Here is a 20,094-nt window from a genome sequence, read left to right on the forward strand (position 1 = left end):
CAAAAAGAGCGCAAATGATAAGGACTCACATTTGGTAACGCTCAACGGAGCCGTTACCAGATGTTGCACAGCGTACTCAGGCCTTGGCCAGCTCCGGCAAATCCCCGGTCAAACCCAATGCCTGACGCACAAACAACGCCTTGGCCTCCGGCATCTGCTCAACCACCTTCAGCCCTGCATTACGCAGCCAGCGCAACGGCAGTTGATCGGCCTGGAACAACCGCTCAAAGCCTTCCATCGCCGCCATCAGCGCCAGGTTGTGCGGCATGCGCCGACGCTCGTAACGGCTGAGCACCTTCACATCCGCCAGGCGCTCGCCGCGCTCGTTGGCCGCCAGCAGCACCTCGGCCAGCACCGCCGCATCGAGGAAGCCCAGGTTCACGCCCTGCCCCGCCAGCGGATGAATGACGTGGGCCGCGTCGCCAATCAATGCCAGGCCTTCGGCCACGTAACGTTTGGCGTGGCGCTGACGCAACGGCACGCACAGCCGTGGATCGGCGCTTATCACGCTGCCCAGGCGGCCTTCGAAGGCATTTTCCAGTTCACGGCAGAAGCTTTCATCGTCCAGCGCCATCAAGCGCTCGGACTCACTCGGGGTGGTCGACCAGACAATCGAACACCAGTCTTCCTGCCCGTCCCGCACCAGCGGCAGGAATGCCAGCGGGCCATTGTCGGTAAAACGCTGCCAGGCCGTCTTTTGATGCACCTGGCTGCTGCGCACACTGGTGACGATGGCGTTGTGCAAATAATCCCACTCACGGGTAGCGGTGCCGGTCAGGCGACGTACTGCCGAGTTGGCACCGTCCGCCGCGACCACCAGTGGCGCGCGCAAGGTGCGGCCATCGGCGAGGGTCAGCAGCCAGTCATCGCCGGAGCGGCGCATCTGTTCCAGGCGAGCATTGGCCAGCAGGCCGAGGTCGCAGTCGTGCAGGCGGTCGAGCAAGGCGTCCTGGACCACACGGTTTTCGACGATATGCCCCAGCACCTCGGCATGCACGCTGGCCGCCGAGAAGTGGATCTGCCCGGTGCCGCTGCCGTCCCACACCTGCATCTCGCCGTACGGGCTGGCACGTCGCTCGACAATCCCGTCCCACACGCCAAGGCGCTCGAGGATGCGCTGGCTGGCGGCCGACAAGGCGCTCACCCGCGGTTCGAACGCAGCATGAGGGTCGAACGGCTTGACGCTCAGCGGGCTGCCGTCGAGCAGCAGCACCTGCAGGCCACTGCCCTGCAACGCCAGCGCCAGGGCGCTTCCGACCATTCCGGCCCCGACAATCAGCACATCTGCGCGCATGTCCATGCTTTAAGCCTGTCTCGATTGCAGCTTGCGCCGCACGTAAAGGGTTTTGTCGACCCGCGCCACCAGGGTGCCGGAGCCGTCATGAATCTGTACCTTGAGCTGCGGTAAATACTTGTCGCCGCTGGCGGTGTGCTGGCGAATCTCGTCCAGCAACGCTTGGTCGATGGAAAATTCGGCGAACACCGGGCCTTTGCCCGGCGAGATAAAGTCGATAGCGGCAGCCTTGTCCCAGACAATGTAGTCGCGGCCCAGGTTCTCCATCAGCATCAGCATGTAGAACGGGTCGACCATCGAATACAGGCTGCCGCCAAACTGCGTGCCGACGTAGTTGCGGTTGTACCAGCCCAGGCCCATGCGCACCTTGACCTCGCGGAAATCGCTGCCGATGTGCAACACCCGAACTCCGGCCCCGAGGTACGGCGGGTACAGGGTCATGATCCAGCGCAACAGCCGCGCCTTGCCCAGGCGTCGGGTCAGCCACTCACGCATCGGGACGGGTGCCCAGGCCCATGGCCTGGCGCGCGAACCAGCGCTTGGCCGGCGGCAGCAAGTCGAGGCCCAGCAAGCCCATGTTGCGGCCCAGCGCGACCAACGGTTGCGCACTGCCAAACAGGCGGGTGACCTGATCGGAGAAGCCGACGGTGAGCTTCTGGTCCATGCGCTGACGCTCGCGGTACGCCTGCAGTGTCGCCAGGTCGCCCGGAATCGCCGGCCCGGCCAGCAGCGCCTCGGCCAACGCGTAGGCATCCCGCAGGGACAGGTTGAAGCCCTGACCGGCAATCGGGTGCAGGCTGTGGGCGGCATTGCCAAGTACGGCCAGATGAGAGCGCACTTGTTCTTCCGCTTCCACGAGCGTCAGCGGGTACAGGTGGCGCGCACCGACTTGCTTGAGGGTGCCCAGGCGGTAGCCGAACACGCCCTGCAGTTCACTCAGGAAGCTGCGTTCGTCCAGATCGGCCAGGCGCTTGGCGTCCATGCCGACGCGGGTCCAGACCAGCGCGCAGCGGTTGTCCGGCAACGGCAGCAAGGCCATCGGGCCTTCGTCGGTGAACCGCTCGAACGCCTCGCCGTTGTGGGCCTCGCTTGGGGTGATGTTGGCGATCAGCGCGCTCTGGTTGTACGGCCGCTTTTTAACGCCGATGCCCAGTTGCTCGCGCAAACCTGAGCGACCGCCATCGGCCAGCACCGCGAGGTCGCACTCCAGCACGGTTTCGTCATTGAGGGTCAAGCGGTAGCCATCGGCAAGCGGCTCCATGCGCGTAACTTCCGCCGGGCAACGCCAACTGACCACGTCCTTGTCCAGCCCTTGCCACAGGCATTGGCCCAGCCAGGCGTTTTCCACCACGTAGCCAAGCGCCGGCACACCCTCTTCCATGGCCGACAGGCGCGCGGTAGAGAAGCGGCCACGGTCCGACACATGAATCTGTTTGATCGGCTCGGCGCGGCGAGAGATTTCCTGCCACACGCCCAACCGTTGATAGATCTGCCGCGCGCCAAAGGACAGCGCTGAAGAACGCGCGTCATAGCTCGGCTGGTAGCTGTCGCCGGGGGCAAACGGCTCGATCAGCACGATCTTCCAGCCCCGGGCCTTGGCCCCGGCCTGCAAGGCCAATGCGAGGCTGGCACCCACCAGGCCGCCGCCGATAATCGCCAGGTTGACCCGGCTCATCGGGCGCTCGCCATCAATGCTTCGATCTCGGCGACGGACTTGGGCACGCCACCGGTCAGAATTTCACAGCCTTGCTTGGTCACCACCACGTCGTCCTCGATGCGTACGCCAATGCCACGCCATTTCTTCGCCACGTTCTGGTTGTCCGGCGAGATGTAAATCCCCGGCTCCACGGTCAGTGCCATGCCGACTTCCAGCACCCGCCACTCGCCGCCGACCTTGTATTCGCCGACATCGTGCACATCCATCCCCAGCCAGTGGCCGGCGCGGTGCATGTAGAAGGCTTTATAGGCTTCACTGGCGATCAGTTCGTCGACGTCACCCTGCAACAATCCCAGCTTCACCAACCCGGCAGTGATCACTTGCACCGTCGCCTCGTGGGCCTGGTTCCAATGCTTGTTCGGGGCGATTTCGGCAAAGGCGGCTTCCTGGGAAGCCAGCACGATTTCATAAATCGCCTTCTGCTCGGCGGAAAACTTGCCGCTCACCGGCCAGGTGCGGGTGATGTCGCTGGCGTAGCAGTCGATCTCGCAGCCGGCGTCGATCAGCACCAGGTCGCCGTCCTTGAGCAGCGCGTCATTCTGCTGGTAATGCAGGATGCAGCTGTTGCGCCCCGAGGCGACGATGGAACCATAGGCCGGCATCTTCGCCCCGCCCTTGCGAAACTCGTAGTCGAGCTCCGCTTCCAGGCTGAACTCATGCAACCCGGCGCGGCTGGCCTGCATCGCCCGTACATGGGCCGCGCAGGAAATCCGTGCCGCCTCGCGCATCACCTTCACTTCTGCCGCCGATTTATACAGGCGCATGTCGTGAAGCAGATGATCCAGGGCAACAAATTCGTTCGGTGGCTGGGCGCCGAGGTGCGCTTTGGAGCGGATCACGTTGATCCACTCCATCAGGTGCCGGTCGAATTCGGCATTGCTGCCCATGGCCGAATACACTCGGTCACGGCCTTCGATCAGGCCGGGCAGGATGTCGTCGATATCGGTAATCGGGAAGGCGTCATCGGCGCCAAAATCGCGGATCGCGCCTTCGGTGCCCGCTCGCAGGCCGTCCCACAGTTCGCGCTCGGCGTTGCGTTCGCGGCAGAACAGCACGTACTCGCCGTGTTGGCGGCCGGGCATCAGCACAATCACCGCTTCCGGTTCGGGGAAGCCGCTCAGGTACTGGAAGTCGCTGTCCTGGCGGTAGACGTGCTCGACGTCACGGTTGCGGATGGCTACCGCAGCCGCCGGCAGGATGGCGATGCTGTTGGGTTCCATCTGCGCCATGAGCGCCTTGCGGCGCCGGGTGTATTCCGCTTTGGGGATATGGATCATGGGCAGATGGGCTTCCTTTCTTAGTGCAGCGACGGCTTGGGTGCAGCGGGCTCAGCCGATTTACGGGTCTCGGTGAACAGCAGCAGCGGCGCGACGCGCAGGTATTCCATGACTTCCATGTAGTCGCTTTCGCCGTCTTCGGACTCTTCCAGGGCGTCTTGCACCTGGGAGATGGCGGCCAGGTCCTGCAGCACTTCCTGGGCATCGGTGCTCAGGTCGAGGCCGCCGGCGTTCACGCCGAAACCGTGGAGGAAGCCTTGGCACCATTGGCCCAACGCGGCGGCGCGCTCGGTGAGCGGCGCGTCATCGGTAGGCAGCAGCAGGACGACGGTGACGTCATCACCGGTCAGCTCGCCTTTAACCATCTCTTGCAGGCCGATGAGCGCATTGCGCACGTTTTCGGTAGGCTCGGTTTCCAGCAGCTCGGCGACATCGGCCAGCCAGTTGTCGGCATCAAAGCCGACACCGGTGCAACTGCGGCCCAGCAGCACGCCGTGCAGTTCGGCAGGCGAGCAAGGATGACCGCTGGAACTCAGCAGTTTGGAAAAAGCATCGTACGGGGAGTTCTGAATGGGCATGGTGAGCTAGGCGCCAGACGGCGCAATGTCTAGAATGAAGCGCTGTATCCTAGCATCGGCAGACGTACCAAGACTATCGAGGGCGTCAGATCGTTTATCCAGCAGTTGCCATTCATCAGACAAAATCCAGTGGAACCCAATGGAAGACACCGACCTGCAAGCGCTGATGGCCAGACTCGAGCTGCTAATTAACCGGGTCGAGCAACTTAAGAGCCAAAACGGACTCCTATTAGCTCAGGAAAAGACCTGGCGCGAGGAACGCGCTCACCTCATTGAAAAAAACGAAATCGCCCGGCGTAAGGTCGAATCGATGATTTCGCGCCTGAAGGCCCTGGAGCAAGACTCATGAGTTCAAGCAATAGCGTCACCGTGCAGATTCTCGACAAAGAATATTCGATCATCTGCCCCCAGGAAGAACGCAGCAACCTGGTGAGCGCTGCCCGCTACCTGGACGGCAAGATGCGCGAAATCCGCAGCAGCGGCAAAGTCATCGGCGCCGATCGCATCGCCGTGATGGCCGCACTGAACATTACCCACGATCTGCTGCATAAGCAGGAACGGCCTGACGTGCAGGCCAGCGGCTCGACGCGCGAGCAGGTGCGCGACCTGCTGGAGCGGGTCGATCTGGTACTTTCTACCGATCCAGAGCCACCCAAGGGCTGATTGCGGCGTCGGTTTCGGGTATACTCGCCCCACTCCCTGGCGTGCTTGCCAGTCGGCGATGTCCCTGAGCCGATTCGCACTACCCTGGAAGTTACACGTTGGGCTGGTGTGCATGTCCGCTAGACGGAAAGCCTTAAAGCCTACTGTTTCTTCCACCTTGAACTTTCGGGTTCAAGGGCTAAGTCGACAGCGGTTCTGTCGGGGAGCCTGATTCCCAAATCCAATGCCAGTCCCAGGACTGGCATTGTTTTATGAGCCGAAAACCATGACCGAACCTGCGCCGCTTTCCCGCCCGCAACTTCGACGCATGCTGCGCAAAGCCCGCCGCGCCCTGACGCCAAGCGAGCAACGCCAGGCCGCCCTGGGCCTGTATCGGCAACTGGCACAGCACCCGCTGTTTCGCCGGGCCAAACACCTATCCTTATATCTACCGACGGACGGTGAAATCGATCCGCGCCTGCTGCTGCGCGCTGCACAGCGCCGGGGCAAGGCGACGTACCTGCCGGTGCTCAGTGCATGGCCGCGAACCAAGATGGTATTCCAGCGAGTGCGCCCCGGCGAAAAGCTGAGGCCCAACCGTTTTCGCATCCTCGAGCCCCAGGTAAATGCCAGCCGGCAACGCAAGGTCTGGGCGCTGGACCTGGTGCTGCTGCCACTGGTTGGCTTTGATGATGTGGGCGGACGGTTGGGCATGGGCGGCGGGTTTTATGACCGCAGCCTGGCCTACATGGCCCGCCGGAAATCCTGGCGCAAGCCGACGCTGTTGGGCCTGGCCCATGAATGCCAGAAGGTCGAACGATTGGCACAGGCAAGCTGGGATGTACCGCTTGAGGGCACAGTAACCGATAAGGATTGGTATATAGCAGAGACGCTACTGGAATCAGCAGCGCCTTGAAGACGGGTCAGCGTTTGAACGGTTGCGGCTGTTGCTGTGCGAGTTCAATCGGTGCGTCAGTCTTGTTCGACCACAAGCTCTGCGCATAGCCGGTGGTCACAACGCCCAGGCCGAACAAAATAACCAAAATCCATAGTAAATCCGGTTTGCGTTTCATCGATTGCCCCCCTTCAGGCATCTTGCACACGATGACAGCAACGTTCCATTAGTAGTCCGTGCCAGCTGCGTCAAGCTCAAAACCCCGGCATTCTGCGTTAACGTGAACTAACACGCAAACCTTGACGCCAACCGACTGTCGGTTTGTCATAAAATTGCAGGACAACTTTCCCAATCGACTTTTGAGGAGCGAAAACATGGCCTATTGGCTGATGAAATCCGAGCCCGATGAACTGTCCATCAAGGGCCTGGAAAAGCTCGGCGAGGCCCGGTGGGACGGGGTGCGCAACTACCAGGCGCGGAACTTCCTGCGGGCGATGGCGGTGGGTGACCAGTTCTTCTTCTACCACTCCAGCTGCCCGGAACCGGGGATTGCCGGCATCGGTAAAATCGTCGAGGCAGCCTACCCGGACCCGACCGCGCTGGAGCCCGACAGTCATTATTTCGACGCCAAGGCCAGCCCTGAAAAAAATCCGTGGAGCGCGATCAATGTTGCCCACGTCGAGACCTTTGCGAAGGTCCTGGGGCTAGGCTATCTGAAACAGCAAACTGCCCTCGCCGAGTTGCCCCTGGTGCAAAAAGGCAGCCGCCTTTCGGTGATGCCGGTCACCGCCGAGCAATGGGCCGCCGTACTCGGCCTGCGCTGAAACAGCAGAACCCTGCGGTCACGCCCATGGCGCATGCATCTGCGCGCCAACCGGGTTAGGCTGGCGCTTCATTTGACCCGCATCAAGGGCCTCCGGGCAGGATCGGTCAAACTAGGACGCTAACGCCGCAGGATGCACCCATGTCGACGAACCACCGTACCTCCCATCTTTTCGCCATTCCATTGATTGTCTTGCTGCTGGCCGCCGGCGGCTTCGGCTATTGGCAATCCACCCAGGACCGCCTGCCCGAAGGCTTGAGCATGGGCAATGGCCGGCTGGAATCGACTGAAGTGCAGATCGCCGCCAAGATCCCCGGTCGCCTCGCCGAAGTGCGGGTGGACGAAGGCGACAAGGTGCTCAAGGGCCAACTGCTGGCGCGCATGGACACCCGCACCCTGGAAGCCCAGCGCGCCCAGGCCGAAGCTGAAGTGCTGCGGGCCAGGGAAAACTTCGCCGCCGCCCAAGCCAACGTGCAGTTGCGCCAGAGCGAACAACTGCTGGCCAATCAGGAACTCAGGCGCACCCAGGAGCTGTACAAACGCGGCTTCGCCAGCGGCCAACTGATCGACCAGCAGCAGGCCCGGCAAAACACCGGCAACGCTGCCGTGGTCGCCGCCCAGGCCCAGGTCAATTCGGTAAAGGCCGCCATCGGCGCCGCCCAGGCTCAGGTCGCCCAGCTCACCAGTGAAATCGAAGACAGCAGCCTGCGGGCGCCTATCGACGGCATCATCCAGCTACGCCTGGCCGAACCCGGCGAAGTGCTCGGCGCGGGTGGTCGCGTGTTACTGCTGATCGACCCCAACGACCAATACATGAACCTATATCTGCCCGCTTCAGTCACAGGCGCTTTGACCGTGGGCAGTGAGGCGCGGATCGTCCTCGACGCCCTGCCGAAGCAACCGCTGCCGGCGAAAATCAGCTTCGTCGCCGCCAAGTCGCAGTTCACCCCCAAGGAAGTGGAAACCCGCGACGAACGCCAGAAGCTGGTGTTCCGGGTCAAGCTGCGCCTGACCCAACCAAGCGCCGTGCCCCAAGCCAAACCGGGCATGCCCGGCGCCGGCTATGTGCGCACCGCTGACCTGGACTGGCCGGCCAACCTGCAATGAACGGCCTGGCGCTGCACGCCACGGGGATCAACCATCGCTACGGCAAGCAACAGGCGCTGATCGACATCGCCTTCAGCCTGCCCGCCGGCACACGCTGCGGGTTGATCGGCCCGGACGGCGCCGGCAAGTCGAGCCTGCTGGGCTTGATCGCCGGGGTTAAAAAGCTTCAACAAGGCGAGCTGGAAGTACTCGGCGGCTCCATCGAAGACCGCCGCCACCGCAACAGCCTGTACCCGCGTATCGCCTTCATGCCTCAAGGCCTGGGCGGCAACCTGTACCCCGAGCTGTCCATCAGCGAAAACATCCGGTTCTTTGCCACGCTGTTCGGCCTGTCAAAAGCCGATTGCGACCAGCGCATGCACAACCTGCTGCTCGCCACCGACCTCGCACGCTTCGCCGAGCGACCTGCCGGCAAGCTCTCCGGCGGCATGAAGCAGAAACTCGGCCTGTGCTGTGCACTGATCCACGACCCGGACCTGTTGATCCTCGACGAACCCACCACCGGCGTCGACCCGCTGTCCCGTCGACGCTTCTGGGAACTGGTGGAAACCGTACGCAGCGAACGCCCGCAGCTCACACTGCTGGTGGCCACCGCCTACATGGAAGAAGCCGAGCAGTTTGAACACTGCCTGATGCTCGACCGCGGCAAGCTGATCGCCGACGGCCTGAGCAGCGAACTCGCCGCCGCGACGCCCAGCGGCAAACTGGACGAAGCCTTCACCCATTTCCAGGGCGACAGTGCCCATAACAACGAGCCGCTGGTGATTCCGCCACGGCAAAGCGACAACACCGACATCGCCATCGAAGCCCACGACCTGACCCTGCGCTTCGGCGACTTCACGGCAGTCAACAAGGTCAGCTTCGCCATTGGCCGGGGCGAGATCTTTGGTTTCCTCGGCTCCAACGGCTGCGGCAAGACCACCACCATGAAAGTCCTCACCGGGTTGATGCCCGCCACCGAGGGCACCGCCACGCTGCTGGGCAACCCGGTCAACGCCAAGGACCTGGCCACCCGCAAGCGCGTGGGTTTCATGTCGCAAAGCTTCTCGCTGTACGGCGAACTCAGCGTGCGCCAGAACCTGGTGCTGCATGCGCAGTTGTTCGACCTGCCCAAGGCCGGGAGCGGCCAGCGCATCGACGAGTTGATCAAGCGTTTTGACCTGGGCGACGTTGCCGAGCAGCCGTCCGGCGAGTTGCCGCTGGGCCTGCGCCAGCGCTTGTCCCTGGCGGTGGCGGTGCTGCACCGCCCGGAAGTGCTGATCCTCGATGAGCCGACCTCGGGCGTCGACCCGGCCGCGCGGGATGACTTCTGGCGGCTGCTGATCGAACTGTCCCGGGAACAGGGCGTGACGATCTTCCTGTCCACCCACTTCATGAACGAAGCCCAGCGCTGCGACCGCATCTCGCTGATGCACGCGGGCAGGGTGCTGGCCTGCGACACGCCGGACGCGCTGCAACAGCAGTTCCACGGCGAAACCCTGGAAGCAGCGTTCGTCACCTGCCTGGAACAGGCCCAAGGCGCGCCCGAAGCGGCCACCGCGCCCTCCGAAACCGTCAGCGAACCCATGGCCCCACCCGTCAGCAAACGCGGGTTCAGCGTCGCCCGCCTGTTGGCCGTGGCCAGCCGCGAAGGCAAGGAACTGCTGCGGGACAAAGTGCGCATGGCCTTCGCCCTGTTGGGGGCGATTTTCATGATGGTGATCTTCGGCTACGGCATTTCCCTGGACGTGGAAAAGCTCGCCTTCGCCGTCTACGACCAGGATCAGACGCCGCAAAGCCGGGCCTACTTGGAAGCCTTTCGCAGTTCGCGCTATTTCGCCGAACAGTCGCCGATCACTGACTCCAACGAACTGCACAAACGCCTGCAGCGCTCGGAGATCAAACTGGCGCTGGAGATTCCGCCAGGATTCGGCCGCGATCTCTACGCCGGCCGCCAACCCGCCGTGGCCGCCTGGCTCGATGGCGGCATGCCGTTCCGTGCGGAAACCAGCCGCAATTATGTCGAGGCCGTGCACCAGGCCAACCTCCAACAACTGGCCGAACTGAACAGCACACCATTGAATCAGCAAGCCGCCGCCAAACTGGAAACCCGCTTTCGCTACAACCAGGACGTGGTCAGCGTGAACGCTATCGGCCCCGGCGTGATGGCGCTGATCCTCGCGTTTATCCCGGCGATGCTCACGGCCCTGGGGATCGTGCGCGAGAAGGAACTGGGCTCCATCACCAACTTCTACGCCACACCCCTGACCCGCCTGGAATTCCTGTTGGGCAAGCAGGCGCCGTACCTGGCCGTGAGCCTGATCAACCTGGGCCTGCTGGTGGCGATGAACCGCTGGCTGTTCGGCGTGCCGTTCAAGGGCAGCGGCGTGACCCTGGCTTTCGGCGGCCTGCTGTATGTGCTGGCCACCACCAGCATGGGCCTGCTGATTTCCGCGTTCACCCGCACCCAGATCGCAGCGATCCTCGGCACCATGATCATCACCAGCCTGCCGACCATCCAGTTCTCCGGGCTGATCGTGCCGCGCTCGTCCCTGGAAGGCGCCGCCGCGTTGATGGGCATGTTGTTTCCGGCGGGCTACTTCCTCGACATTGCGGTGGGCACCTTTACCAAGGCCCTGGACCTGCGTCAGCTATGGCCACAGTGCCTGGCGCTGTTCGGGTTTTTCCTGGGGTTCACCGGGCTGAGCCTGATCATGCTCAAGAAGCAGGAGGCCTGAGATGCACAAGTTCGCCCATATCCTGCGCCTCGGCATCAAGGAACTGACCAGCCTGCGCCACGACAGCGTGTTGCTGCTGTTCCTGTTCTACGCCTTTACCGTCGCCATCTATATGCCCGCCGCCGGCTCGGTGATCGGCGTGCACAACGCCAGCGTGGCCTTTGTGGATGAAGACCACAGCGCGCTTTCCCGGCAACTGGCCGAAGCGCTGCAACCGCCGGAATTCCAGGCGGCGGTGCCGTTGCCGTACGACCAACTGGACAAGGTGATGGACAGCGGCCAGTACACCTTCGTGATCAACGTGCCGGCGAATTTCCAGGCCGACCTGTTGGCCGGGCGCCAGCCGGGGGTGCAGGTCAACGTCGATGCCACGGCCATGAGCCAGGCATTCATGGGTGCCGGGTATATCGGGCGGATTTTCCAGCGGGAATTGCTGACCTATGGCAACCAGGCCGATGCCGCCCAAAAGGCGCCGGCGCTGCTGACCACCCGGGCGCTGTTCAATACCAACCTGGAAGGCGGCTGGTTTCTGGCGGTGATCCAGATCGTCAACAACATCACCATCCTCGCCATCGTGCTGACCGGCACCGCGCTGCTGCGTGAGCGCGAACACGGCACCCTCGACCATTTGCTGGTGCTGCCGCTGACTGCGCTGGAAATCATGCTGGCGAAAATCTGGAGCAACATGCTGGTGGTGGTGCTGTGCACCTGGCTGTCGCTGGAAGTGGTGGTGAAAGGCTTGCTCGGCGTGCCGCTGGCCGGGTCGCTGACTTTGTTTTTGCTGGTGACGGCGCTGTACCTGTTTGCCAGTACTGCCCTCGGCATCTTCCTCGCCACCCTCGCCCGCTCGACGCCGCAGTTTGGCCTGCTGGCGATCCCGGTGATTATCCCGATGCTGCTGTTGTCCGGCGGCAGCACGCCGCTAGACAGCATGCCGCAGTGGTTGCAATGGGTGATGCAGGGCTCGCCGTCGACGCACTTTGTGAGCCTGAGTGCGGCGATTCTGTTCCGGGATGCGGGTGTGAATGTGGTGTGGCCGGACTTGCTGGCGCTGGCGGGGATTGGGTTGCTGTTCTTTGCGGTGGCGTTGGCGCGGTTCAGGAAGAGCCTGGCTTCCTGAGGTGTCTGTCAGGGCCTCTTCGCGAGCAAGCCCGCTCCCACACTTGACCGAGTTCTAACATGAGAATGCGGTTAAATGTGGGAGCGGGCTTGCTCGCGAAGGGCGCGAAGCGACCGGCTTACTGGATGATCAGGTTGTTGAACAACAGATCCTCAACCTGCGGCTTGCCGGTTTCGTCGTTCATCACTTGCTGGGTCTGCTTCAGGGCTTCCTGGCGCAGTTTTTCCTTCCCATCAACGCTGCTCATGGTGTCGTTGGTCTGCTGGGTAAACAGCGCCACCAACTGGTTGCGAATCAGCGCGTCGTTGGCTTTCACAGCAGCGGCTGCCTCGGGACCGGTGACCCGCAGGGCGATATCCGCCTTGAACACCCGCAGCTTCGCGGTGCCATCCAGGCCGTAGTTACCGACAAACGGCGGGCTCAGGCTGATATAGCTGACCTTCGGCGCTTCGCCTTCTTTGGCTTCTTCGGCCAGGGCTGCCGTCGGCAGTGTCAGGGCCAGCATCAACAGGATCCACGCTTTCACAGTTCATTCCTCAATTCGGTTGCCCAGTAGCATAACGCTAGCAGCCCTGAGCACAAGCTTATGGCGACTTATCAGGCCGGGGCATGCTCGTTGACCCGTCGCCCTGCCCACCTACACTTATCGGCCAACACGCCAAAAGGAATAGTCCGATGAAAGCTGTGCTGTGCAAAGCCTTCGGCCCCGCCGAAACCCTGGTGCTGGAAGACGTCGAAAGCCCGGCGATCAAGAAGAACGAAATCCTGTTGGACGTGCATGCGGCCGGGGTCAATTTCCCGGACACCCTGATCATCGAAGGCAAGTACCAGTTCAAGCCGCCCTTCCCGTTTTCGCCGGGCGGTGAAGCGGCAGGCGTGATCAGCCAAGTCGGTGAGAACGTCAGCCACCTGAAGGTCGGTGACCGGGTGATGGCCCTGACCGGCTGGGGCAGCTTCGCCGAGCAGGTCGCGGTGCCGGGCTACAACGTGCTGCCGATCCCGCCGAGCATGGACTTCAACACCGCCGCCGCCTTCAGCATGACCTACGGCACGTCGATGCACGCCCTGAGGCAACGGGCCAACCTGCAACCCGGGGAAACCCTGCTGGTGCTCGGTGCCTCCGGCGGCGTCGGCCTGGCTGCGGTGGAAATCGGCAAGGCCATGGGCGCCCGAGTGATCGCCGCGGCCAGCAGCGCCGACAAGCTGGCGGTGGCCAAGGCTGCCGGTGCCGATGAGTTGATCAACTACAGCGAAGCCAGCCTCAAGGACGAGATCAAACGCCTTACCGGCGGCAACGGCGTGGATGTGATCTACGACCCGGTGGGCGGCGACCTGTTTGACCAGGCCATTCGCGGCATCGCCTGGAATGGCCGGCTGCTGGTGGTGGGCTTTGCCAGCGGGCGCATTCCTGAGTTGCCAGTAAACCTGGCGCTGCTCAAGGGCGCGGCGGTGGTCGGGGTGTTCTGGGGGTCGTTCGCCCAGCGCCAGCCGCAGGACAATGCCGCCAACTTTCAGCAACTGTTCGGCTGGTTCGCCGAGGGCAAGTTGAAGCCGCTGGTGTCCCAGGTGTACCCGCTGGAGCAGGCGGCGCAGGCGATCAACGACCTCGGCCAGCGCAAGGCTGTGGGCAAGGTCGTGGTGCAGCTACGCTGACTATTGTTTCATTTTGTCCGCGGAGTGCCTGGGCCCATGATCGGCCGAGGCACTCACTCACTGGCAGGAATGAATAATGGTCACACCGCTGCGCGCGCTGTTTCTGGGGTTGTTGATGATGGTGTCGGCTCACGCCTTTGCCCATAAAGAGGGCAAGGATGTACGCGGGCTGAACAACGTGACGGTGCTGATCGTGCGCCATGCGGAAAAACCCGATGAAGGTCCGTTGCTGAGCCCCAAGGGCGAACAGCGGGCGGCGGCCTACGCCAGCTATTTCGACCCGCTGCTGTTGAACGGCATCTCCGTGGTGCCCCAGCGGCTGATCGCTACCAGCGACAGCAAGGAAAGCTCTCGCCCGCGCCTGACCCTGACACCCCTGGCCCAGCGCCTGCAGCTCCCGCTTGAAACACCCTACTCAGACGATCAAGTCGGCAAGCTGGTGAAGTCCCTGCGCAAGTCCAACCAGGCGCAGACCGTGTTGATCGCCTGGCATCACGGGCATATCGACAAGTTGATCGAGGCCTTCGGCGGTGACGGCGCGGCGCTGACCGGCATGAAGAAATGGCCGGAAAATGTGTATGACTGGCTGATCGTGTTGCGCTTCGACGACCAGGGTCAACTGGTGGAATCCCGCAGCCAGAAGATCCAGGAACACCTGCTTCCAGGTGATATCGCAGCCGCCAACGGCAACTAAACCGGATCGCTGTCTGTGGCGAGGGAGCTTGCTCCCGCTGGGGCGCGAAGCGGCCCCAAAAGATGGGCCTGCTGCGCAGTCCAGCGGGAGCAAGCTCCCTCGCCACACGTTCGTGATACCCCGCCTGAAAACGTCCCTCACTTGCCTCTAAGCGACATGTTCGTAAAAGAACATGCAATTGCACTCAATTCCTATGCCCGCAGATAAGAGGCGGTGCTATTTTCGGTAACGAAACTGTAACATTCGCATCCGCAGTCAAAACAAGAAATCTGGAGCTCTTGAATGTTTGCTTTCTTCCGTCCTGCCGCACATCAGGCGCCCCTGCCTGAAGAAAAAATAGACAGCACGTACCGACGCCTGCGCTGGCAGATCTTCGCCGGTATTTTCTTCGGTTACGCCGGGTACTACCTGCTGCGCAAGAACTTCTCCCTGGCCATGCCGTACCTGATCGACGAGGGTTACACCCGTGGCCAGTTGGGCCTGGCAATGTCGGCGATCGCAATTGCCTACGGCCTGTCCAAGTTCCTCATGGGCCTGGTGTCCGACCGCTCCAACCCGCGCTACTTCCTGCCCTTCGGCCTGTTGGTGTCCGCCGGGGTGATGTTCATTTTCGGTTTCGCACCTTGGGCTACGTCCAGCGTGACCATGATGTTCATTCTGCTGTTCATCAACGGTTGGGCCCAGGGCATGGGCTGGCCGCCAAGTGGGCGGACCATGGTGCACTGGTGGTCGCAGAAAGAACGTGGCGGTGTGGTTTCCGTATGGAACGTGGCGCATAACGTCGGCGGCGGCTTGATCGGCCCGCTGTTCCTGCTGGGCATGGCCTGGTTCAACGACTGGCACGCGGCGTTCTACGTCCCGGCTACCGTGGCCCTGCTGGTGGCGGCGTTTGCCTTCATCACCATGCGCGACACCCCGCAATCGGTGGGCCTGCCGCCCATCGAGCAATACAAGAACGATTACCCGGAAGGCTACGACGCCAGCCACGAGGACGAATTCAGCGCCAAGGAAATCTTCGTCAAGTACGTGCTGCGCAACAAAATGCTCTGGTACATCGCCTTCGCCAACGTCTTCGTCTACCTGCTGCGCTACGGCGTGCTGGACTGGGCACCGACGTACCTCAAGGAAGCCAAGCACTTCGACGTGGATAAAACCTCGTGGGCGTACTTCTTCTACGAGTGGGCGGGCATTCCGGGCACGCTGCTGTGCGGCTGGATGTCGGACAAGATCTTCCGTGGCAACCGTGGCCTGACCGGCATTGTGTTCATGGGCCTGGTCACCGTGGCGACCCTGGTTTACTGGCTCAACCCGCCGGGCAACCCGATGATCGACATGATCGCGCTGTTCTCCATCGGCTTCCTGATCTACGGTCCGGTGATGCTGATCGGCCTGCAGGCGCTGGAACTGGCACCGAAAAAAGCCGCCGGTACCGCAGCGGGCTTTACGGGCTTGTTCGGTTACCTGGGTGGTTCAGTGGCAGCGAGTGCGGCCATGGGCTACACCGTTGACCATTTCGGCTGGGACGGTGGTTTCGTATTGCTGATCGGCGCGTGCCTGCTGGCCATCGCGTTCCTGATCCCCACCTTGTGGCATACCAATAGCGTCAGTGCCGCACGTTAATCGTCGGAACAGCCTTTGGAACACCGCTTGAGCCGCGCCTCCAGATTCTTGTCTGGCATGGCGTGGCTACGCAGGGCGTTGACGGTCTGCTCGACATAATCGCGCGTAGTGCCGTAACGCCCGCAAGCGCTTTGCAACACGTGATTCAGCACGATGTCGGGCAAATTGCCGGCATAACTGGGCAGGTGCCGCTCCAGGACAAATCCCAATGCCTGCACCTGGCTGCCATCTTCCAGACGACAGCTGAGCCAGTGCGGCCGGTACGAGGGATACGGCATCTCGCGCTGCCACAGGGCATACAGCGAGGCCTCCAGTTGATCTTCCGGCAAGCGGTAGGCAAACCCGCTGCACGAGCCGCCGCGATCCAGGCCAAACACCAACCCCGGTATTTCCGGCGTGCCCCGGTGCTCATGAGACCACAGGTACAAGCCCCGGTGATAACCGTGGACCCGCGCCCGCATCCGCTGTGTCGACGAACATTCAGGCCGCCAGATCAGCGAACCGTAAGCGAATAGCCAGACCGGCCCACCCTTATGCAAAGCCATGGTGGCTTGCATCGAGCTCATCAACTGTTCGTGAGTGAGTTGCGGCCCCAGATCGAGCCGCGGAGGGTAAGCCAATTGCAAAAGATCAGATTCAATGGCGGTCATGGCAAATCGCTTAGGTCTCCTTTGTTGTTACGAGAAGCTGTTACCAGTTGTAAGCAACTTTACCGTAATAGAACGCGCCGCTGTAACCGTACGGCGAAAAAGTGCTATATGCCAAATTGCCACCACTGCTGGCGTAGGCATTGAGTTTTTCCGGGTATTTGTCGGTGACGTTGTCGCCGCCAACGGTGAAGGTCCAGTTTTTCAGCTTGTAGTCGGCTGACAGGTCCAACAGCCAGGCGGCCTTGAAGCTCTGGTCGTTGGTCGGGTCGGCCTGGTAGCTGGTGAATGAACCATAGCGCACCAAATTACTGTGCAGCGCCCAGTTGCCGAAACTCAGGTCGTTGCCCAGGCTCAGCTTGTGCTGTGGCGTGGTATCGCCCAGCAGGCCGATGCGCTCGCGACGGTCCACCCGAACCAGGCTCGCGCCCAGGCTATCCAGTACGGACGGGTTGGCTTTTACGTCGGTGACCTTGGTGTGGTTGTAGTTGTAGCCCACGGTGCTGTTCCAGCGCACACCGTTGTCCAGTTGGTAGCGATAGTTGGCCACCAGGTCGACGCCATTGGTGGTGGTGTCGGTGGCGTTGGTGAAGTAGCGCACCGTGGTGTAGTTGATGTTGCCCACGCCATTGGCCTGCAGATACGCGAGCGCAGCCGGGTTCTTGCTCAGGTCCAGGTTGGAGGACAGGCTGATGCGGTCGCTGATGTCGATACGGTAGACATCGGCGGTCACGGTCAGGTTGTCGGTCGGCTCCAGCACCAGGCCGAGACTGTAGTTGCGGGACTTCTCGGCTTTCAGGTCTTCAGCGCCGAGCAGGCGCGCCACCTGGCTGTTGGCAGGGAAGGTGCCGGCTTCCTGGATGGTGTTGCCGATCAGTTGCGACGAGGTGTAGGCGAAGTTTTGCTGTGCCAGGGACGGCGCACGGAAACCGTTGGATACACTGCCGCGCAAGGCCACTTGCGGGGTGAAGTCGTAGCGCGCCGAGAGCGAGCCGCTGACGTTGGAGCCAAAATCACTGTAGTCCTCGTGACGCACGGCGGCGGAGGCACTGAGTTTTTCGGTGAAGTTGGTTTCCAGGTCCAGGTACTGCGCCCAGTTGTGGCGCGTGCTGGTGCCGGCGTCGGAATCACGGAAGCCGCCCAGGCCCGAGCTGCCGGTCTGGTAGTAGGACGCCGGGTCGCCCGCCTTGATCTGGTAACCCTGGTCCAGGTATTCGCCGCCAAACGCCACCGACACTGGATACGGCAACCAGCCCAGGCTGAATTCCCGCGACAGGTCCAGGCTGAGTTGCTTCTGGTCATTGACCAACGTGCCATTGTCGAACTTGCGCGGCGTGGCCAGGCCCAGCGAGGTGTTGATGGTTTCGGTACCGATCTGGTACTGGTTCTTGCCGTAGTTGACCGACACATCGTAGTGCCAGTCATAGGCCAACAAGCCGCGCAGGCCGACCGCCAGGGACGTGTCTTCCACGTCACCGCGAATCAACGGCAGGTAACCATTGGGGTTGAGCGCAGGAATGTTGTTGCTCGCGTTGCTGGCCCGGTAGAACGCCGCCGTCTCGCCGCGGGTCTTGCTGTAGCCGCCAAACGCATAGAACTCGGCCGCATCGCTGAAGGAATATTCCGAGTTGAGAAACAGCTTGCCCTGGTCAGTGGCCGGCTCGCCCTGGCGGAACACCCGCTGGCCGTAGGTCGTCGAACCAACGCTGCCCGGACGCAGGTCCTTGCCGGCGCGGTTGGTGTAATCGTTGTCGGCGCCTTCGGCAGAGATGTTGATAAACCCGTTATCGCCCAGCGCCACACCGGTGTTGCCGCTGAGGTTGCGCTGGATACCGTCGCCCTTCTTGTACTCACCAAACTTGCTGGTGATCGAGCCGCCGTGGTCGTCATGCTTGAGGATCACGTTGATCACCCCGGCAATCGCATCGGAGCCGTAGCGGGCCGATGCGCCGTCACGCAGCACCTCGATATGGTCGACCGCCGACAACGGGATCGCATTCAAATCCGCCGGCGCCGAGCCACGCCCAACCGCACCGCCGAGATTGACGAAGGCACTGGTGTGGCGGCGCTTGCCGTTGACCAGCACCAACACCTGGTCCGGTGACAGGCCACGCAGCTGCGCCGGGCGCACCAGTTCGGCACCGTCTACCAGGCTCGGGCGTGGAAAGTTGATGGAAGGAATCAATCGGGCCAACACCGCGCCCAACTCATCAGAGCCGGTGCTGCGCAAGGTGTCGCCGGAAATCACATCGATAGGTGACAACGAGGCACTGGCGGTGCGCTCTTGGGCGCGGGTGCCGGTGACAATGACTGTATCGAGTTTGGGTACATCGGCAGTGGCCGTTTCGGCGGATGCCACTGGACTGAATCCCACAGCGGTCAGCAAATTAGCCGACAAAATCGCCGTGTACAGCAGGTGCTGCTTGTTGCTCCCCATACCGCTCCCCTTGGAATCAAAAGCCAGAACGTCAATGCTCTGAGCTCGTACGATCGATCCGTGTGGCGGACGGTGGCGGTCATTTATTGGTTATTGGCAGAAAGTCGGTAGTCCGTTGGCATATAGCTTAATGATATTTATGTAACAAATTAAATACCTTTAAAGAATAAGCGAATGCATAAGCCCAGGCCGCTCCGCTCATCAGGATTGGCTGCCTCAATCCCTGTAGTTTCAGCGCAGGTTCAGCCTGGGGGCACGCTGAGCCTTCAAAATAGGCGCCTGTCACGACCCACCTGGCCGCCAACCGAATCGACTACCGAGGTCACTCCATGAAATACCGACTGCCCAGCCTGTTGTTCCTGGCACAGGCCACCACCGCCCTGGCGGCGGAAGTGCCGACCCAGGACGAAAAAGGCTTCTGGTATGCCCAGACGAGCGTCTACACCCGGCATTTTGCGCCGGACAAGGACCACAACAACAACCAGGACCTGATCGGCCTGGAGCGCAATGAAGCGTCAGGCCTGGTGTATGGCGGGGCGACGTTTCGCAACTCGTTCAGCCAGCGTTCGTACTACGCCTATGCCGGCAAACGCTATGACATGCCCGATTACCCGGTGTACTTGAAGCTGACAGGGGGTGTGATCCAGGGCTATCGCGGCAAGTACCGCGACAAGATTCCGCTGAATGGACTGGGGGTGGCGCCGGTGATCATCCCCTCGGTGGGCACTCACTACGGGCCGGTCGCCGCCGAGCTGGTGTTGCTCGGGTTCAATGCGGCGATGGTGACCACGGGCGTTCGTTTCTGATCAAGCCGCTGAAAGGCTTCTGTGGCGAGGGAGCTTGCTCCCGCTGGGTCGCGAAGCGGCCCTGAAG

General features: G+C 62.1%; 20 protein-coding genes and 1 other RNA gene. 12 read left to right on the forward strand and 9 right to left on the reverse strand.

What is annotated here, in order from left to right; all coding sequences use genetic code 11:
- Nucleotides 1-76 precede the first annotated feature (76 nt).
- From V6607_RS31475 to V6607_RS31495, 5 genes are read right to left on the reverse strand one after another with little or no spacing between them, the layout of a single operon-like run.
- Nucleotides 77-1,294, reverse strand: a complete 1,218-nt coding sequence (locus tag V6607_RS31475) for a 2-octaprenyl-3-methyl-6-methoxy-1,4-benzoquinol hydroxylase (RefSeq protein ID WP_162835188.1) — start codon at nt 1,292-1,294, stop codon at nt 77-79.
- Nucleotides 1,295-1,303: 9 nt separating this feature from the next.
- Complete coding sequence (locus V6607_RS31480; RefSeq protein ID WP_003213946.1) at nt 1,304-1,789, reverse strand: DUF4442 domain-containing protein; 486 nt, start codon at nt 1,787-1,789, stop codon at nt 1,304-1,306.
- Nucleotides 1,782-2,969: a 2-octaprenyl-6-methoxyphenyl hydroxylase gene (ubiH, locus tag V6607_RS31485; protein ID WP_134327503.1), complete on the reverse strand. Its 1,188-nt coding sequence runs from the start codon at nt 2,967-2,969 to the stop codon at nt 1,782-1,784. Before ubiH ends, V6607_RS31480 begins: the two co-directional genes overlap by 8 nt.
- Entirely contained in the window at nt 2,966-4,288 is a 1,323-nt protein-coding gene (pepP, locus tag V6607_RS31490; protein WP_134327504.1) for a Xaa-Pro aminopeptidase, read from the reverse strand. The genes ubiH and pepP overlap by 4 nt, the downstream gene beginning before the upstream one ends.
- 20 nt (nt 4,289-4,308) lie before the next feature.
- On the reverse strand, nt 4,309-4,866 hold the full coding sequence (locus tag V6607_RS31495) for a YecA family protein (RefSeq protein WP_003213952.1): 558 nt from the start codon (nt 4,864-4,866) through the stop codon (nt 4,309-4,311).
- A 139-nt stretch (nt 4,867-5,005) separates the two neighbouring features.
- On the opposite strand from V6607_RS31495, the gene V6607_RS31500 reads away from it, so the two are divergent.
- The 4 genes from V6607_RS31500 to V6607_RS31515 all read left to right on the forward strand — a co-directional run bounded on the left by V6607_RS31500 (nt 5,006) and on the right by V6607_RS31515 (nt 6,424).
- Complete coding sequence (locus tag V6607_RS31500) at nt 5,006-5,215, forward strand: TIGR02449 family protein (RefSeq protein ID WP_003213954.1); 210 nt, start codon at nt 5,006-5,008, stop codon at nt 5,213-5,215.
- The gene (locus tag V6607_RS31505; RefSeq protein ID WP_003213956.1) at nt 5,212-5,529 is read left to right on the forward strand and encodes a cell division protein ZapA; all 318 of its coding nucleotides are present in this window, start codon (nt 5,212-5,214) and stop codon (nt 5,527-5,529) included. The genes V6607_RS31500 and V6607_RS31505 overlap by 4 nt, the downstream gene beginning before the upstream one ends.
- A gap of 30 nt (nt 5,530-5,559) precedes the next feature.
- Nucleotides 5,560-5,738: non-coding RNA, 6S RNA (gene ssrS, locus V6607_RS31510), on the forward strand.
- 56 nt (nt 5,739-5,794) lie between these two features.
- Nucleotides 5,795-6,424 (forward strand): 5-formyltetrahydrofolate cyclo-ligase, encoded by a 630-nt coding sequence (locus tag V6607_RS31515; RefSeq protein WP_102604083.1) that lies wholly within the window; start codon nt 5,795-5,797, stop codon nt 6,422-6,424.
- A 7-nt stretch (nt 6,425-6,431) separates the two neighbouring features.
- Here the strand turns inward: V6607_RS31515 and V6607_RS31520 are convergent, their stop codons facing one another.
- Nucleotides 6,432-6,581 (reverse strand): hypothetical protein, encoded by a 150-nt coding sequence (locus tag V6607_RS31520; RefSeq protein ID WP_003213959.1) that lies wholly within the window; start codon nt 6,579-6,581, stop codon nt 6,432-6,434.
- A 196-nt stretch (nt 6,582-6,777) separates the two neighbouring features.
- On the opposite strand from V6607_RS31520, the gene V6607_RS31525 reads away from it, so the two are divergent.
- The 4 genes from V6607_RS31525 to V6607_RS31540 all read left to right on the forward strand — a co-directional run bounded on the left by V6607_RS31525 (nt 6,778) and on the right by V6607_RS31540 (nt 12,170).
- Entirely contained in the window at nt 6,778-7,227 is a 450-nt protein-coding gene (locus V6607_RS31525; RefSeq protein WP_003213961.1) for an EVE domain-containing protein, read from the forward strand.
- Nucleotides 7,228-7,367: 140 nt separating this feature from the next.
- Nucleotides 7,368-8,333: an HlyD family efflux transporter periplasmic adaptor subunit gene (locus V6607_RS31530; RefSeq protein WP_134327505.1), complete on the forward strand. Its 966-nt coding sequence runs from the start codon at nt 7,368-7,370 to the stop codon at nt 8,331-8,333.
- Complete coding sequence (rbbA, locus tag V6607_RS31535; RefSeq protein WP_134327506.1) at nt 8,330-11,050, forward strand: ribosome-associated ATPase/putative transporter RbbA; 2,721 nt, start codon at nt 8,330-8,332, stop codon at nt 11,048-11,050. The genes V6607_RS31530 and rbbA overlap by 4 nt, the downstream gene beginning before the upstream one ends.
- Nucleotide 11,051: 1 nt before the next feature.
- Nucleotides 11,052-12,170: an ABC transporter permease gene (locus V6607_RS31540; RefSeq protein WP_003213965.1), complete on the forward strand. Its 1,119-nt coding sequence runs from the start codon at nt 11,052-11,054 to the stop codon at nt 12,168-12,170.
- A gap of 118 nt (nt 12,171-12,288) precedes the next feature.
- On the opposite strand, the gene V6607_RS31545 is transcribed toward V6607_RS31540, so the two are convergent.
- Nucleotides 12,289-12,696, reverse strand: coding sequence for a flagellar basal body-associated protein FliL (locus tag V6607_RS31545; RefSeq protein WP_003213967.1), 408 nt, complete (start codon nt 12,694-12,696; stop codon nt 12,289-12,291).
- A 149-nt stretch (nt 12,697-12,845) separates the two neighbouring features.
- Here V6607_RS31545 and V6607_RS31550 point away from each other — a divergent pair, with 149 nt between their 5' ends.
- The 3 genes from V6607_RS31550 to glpT all read left to right on the forward strand — a co-directional run bounded on the left by V6607_RS31550 (nt 12,846) and on the right by glpT (nt 16,137).
- Nucleotides 12,846-13,823, forward strand: a complete 978-nt coding sequence (locus tag V6607_RS31550; protein WP_087693288.1) for an NADPH:quinone oxidoreductase family protein — start codon at nt 12,846-12,848, stop codon at nt 13,821-13,823.
- Nucleotides 13,824-13,899: 76 nt separating this feature from the next.
- The gene (locus V6607_RS31555) at nt 13,900-14,517 is read left to right on the forward strand and encodes a flagellar basal body-associated protein FliL (protein WP_008438881.1); all 618 of its coding nucleotides are present in this window, start codon (nt 13,900-13,902) and stop codon (nt 14,515-14,517) included.
- A 282-nt stretch (nt 14,518-14,799) separates the two neighbouring features.
- The gene (gene glpT / locus V6607_RS31560) at nt 14,800-16,137 is read left to right on the forward strand and encodes a glycerol-3-phosphate transporter (protein ID WP_003213972.1); all 1,338 of its coding nucleotides are present in this window, start codon (nt 14,800-14,802) and stop codon (nt 16,135-16,137) included.
- On the opposite strand, the gene V6607_RS31565 is transcribed toward glpT, so the two are convergent.
- Nucleotides 16,134-16,787, reverse strand: coding sequence for a gamma-glutamylcyclotransferase (locus tag V6607_RS31565; protein ID WP_003213974.1), 654 nt, complete (start codon nt 16,785-16,787; stop codon nt 16,134-16,136). The genes glpT and V6607_RS31565 overlap by 4 nt on opposite strands.
- A gap of 40 nt (nt 16,788-16,827) precedes the next feature.
- Entirely contained in the window at nt 16,828-19,221 is a 2,394-nt protein-coding gene (locus V6607_RS31570) for a TonB-dependent receptor (RefSeq protein WP_008438880.1), read from the reverse strand.
- Nucleotides 19,222-19,550: 329 nt separating this feature from the next.
- Between V6607_RS31570 and V6607_RS31575 the strand changes: the two genes are divergently transcribed.
- Nucleotides 19,551-20,027, forward strand: coding sequence for a hypothetical protein (locus tag V6607_RS31575; protein WP_003213979.1), 477 nt, complete (start codon nt 19,551-19,553; stop codon nt 20,025-20,027).
- Nucleotides 20,028-20,094 lie beyond the last annotated feature (67 nt).

The sequence above is a fragment of the Pseudomonas sp. KK18 genome (assembly GCF_037094675.1).
Classification (GTDB): Bacteria; Pseudomonadota; Gammaproteobacteria; order Pseudomonadales; family Pseudomonadaceae; genus Aquipseudomonas.

What these genes read in the sequence shown, in the direction of transcription:
- V6607_RS31480 (WP_003213946.1), bottom strand. Translation starts at nt 1,789, where the DNA reads ATGCGTGAGTGGCTGACCCGACGCCTGGGCAAGGCGCGGCTGTTGCGC.
- V6607_RS31570 (WP_008438880.1), bottom strand. Translation starts at nt 19,221, where the DNA reads ATGGGGAGCAACAAGCAGCACCTGCTGTACACGGCGATTTTGTCGGCT.
- V6607_RS31565 (WP_003213974.1), bottom strand. Translation starts at nt 16,787, where the DNA reads ATGACCGCCATTGAATCTGATCTTTTGCAATTGGCTTACCCTCCGCGG.
- V6607_RS31505 (WP_003213956.1), top strand. Translation starts at nt 5,212, where the DNA reads ATGAGTTCAAGCAATAGCGTCACCGTGCAGATTCTCGACAAAGAATAT.
- V6607_RS31575 (WP_003213979.1), top strand. Translation starts at nt 19,551, where the DNA reads ATGAAATACCGACTGCCCAGCCTGTTGTTCCTGGCACAGGCCACCACC.
- V6607_RS31500 (WP_003213954.1), top strand. Translation starts at nt 5,006, where the DNA reads ATGGAAGACACCGACCTGCAAGCGCTGATGGCCAGACTCGAGCTGCTA.
- glpT (WP_003213972.1), top strand. Translation starts at nt 14,800, where the DNA reads ATGTTTGCTTTCTTCCGTCCTGCCGCACATCAGGCGCCCCTGCCTGAA.
- V6607_RS31550 (WP_087693288.1), top strand. Translation starts at nt 12,846, where the DNA reads ATGAAAGCTGTGCTGTGCAAAGCCTTCGGCCCCGCCGAAACCCTGGTG.
- V6607_RS31495 (WP_003213952.1), bottom strand. Translation starts at nt 4,866, where the DNA reads ATGCCCATTCAGAACTCCCCGTACGATGCTTTTTCCAAACTGCTGAGT.
- V6607_RS31540 (WP_003213965.1), top strand. Translation starts at nt 11,052, where the DNA reads ATGCACAAGTTCGCCCATATCCTGCGCCTCGGCATCAAGGAACTGACC.
- V6607_RS31555 (WP_008438881.1), top strand. Translation starts at nt 13,900, where the DNA reads ATGGTCACACCGCTGCGCGCGCTGTTTCTGGGGTTGTTGATGATGGTG.
- pepP (WP_134327504.1), bottom strand. Translation starts at nt 4,288, where the DNA reads ATGATCCATATCCCCAAAGCGGAATACACCCGGCGCCGCAAGGCGCTC.
- ubiH (WP_134327503.1), bottom strand. Translation starts at nt 2,969, where the DNA reads ATGAGCCGGGTCAACCTGGCGATTATCGGCGGCGGCCTGGTGGGTGCC.
- V6607_RS31515 (WP_102604083.1), top strand. Translation starts at nt 5,795, where the DNA reads ATGACCGAACCTGCGCCGCTTTCCCGCCCGCAACTTCGACGCATGCTG.
- V6607_RS31525 (WP_003213961.1), top strand. Translation starts at nt 6,778, where the DNA reads ATGGCCTATTGGCTGATGAAATCCGAGCCCGATGAACTGTCCATCAAG.
- V6607_RS31475 (WP_162835188.1), bottom strand. Translation starts at nt 1,294, where the DNA reads ATGCGCGCAGATGTGCTGATTGTCGGGGCCGGAATGGTCGGAAGCGCC.
- V6607_RS31530 (WP_134327505.1), top strand. Translation starts at nt 7,368, where the DNA reads ATGTCGACGAACCACCGTACCTCCCATCTTTTCGCCATTCCATTGATT.
- V6607_RS31520 (WP_003213959.1), bottom strand. Translation starts at nt 6,581, where the DNA reads ATGAAACGCAAACCGGATTTACTATGGATTTTGGTTATTTTGTTCGGC.
- rbbA (WP_134327506.1), top strand. Translation starts at nt 8,330, where the DNA reads ATGAACGGCCTGGCGCTGCACGCCACGGGGATCAACCATCGCTACGGC.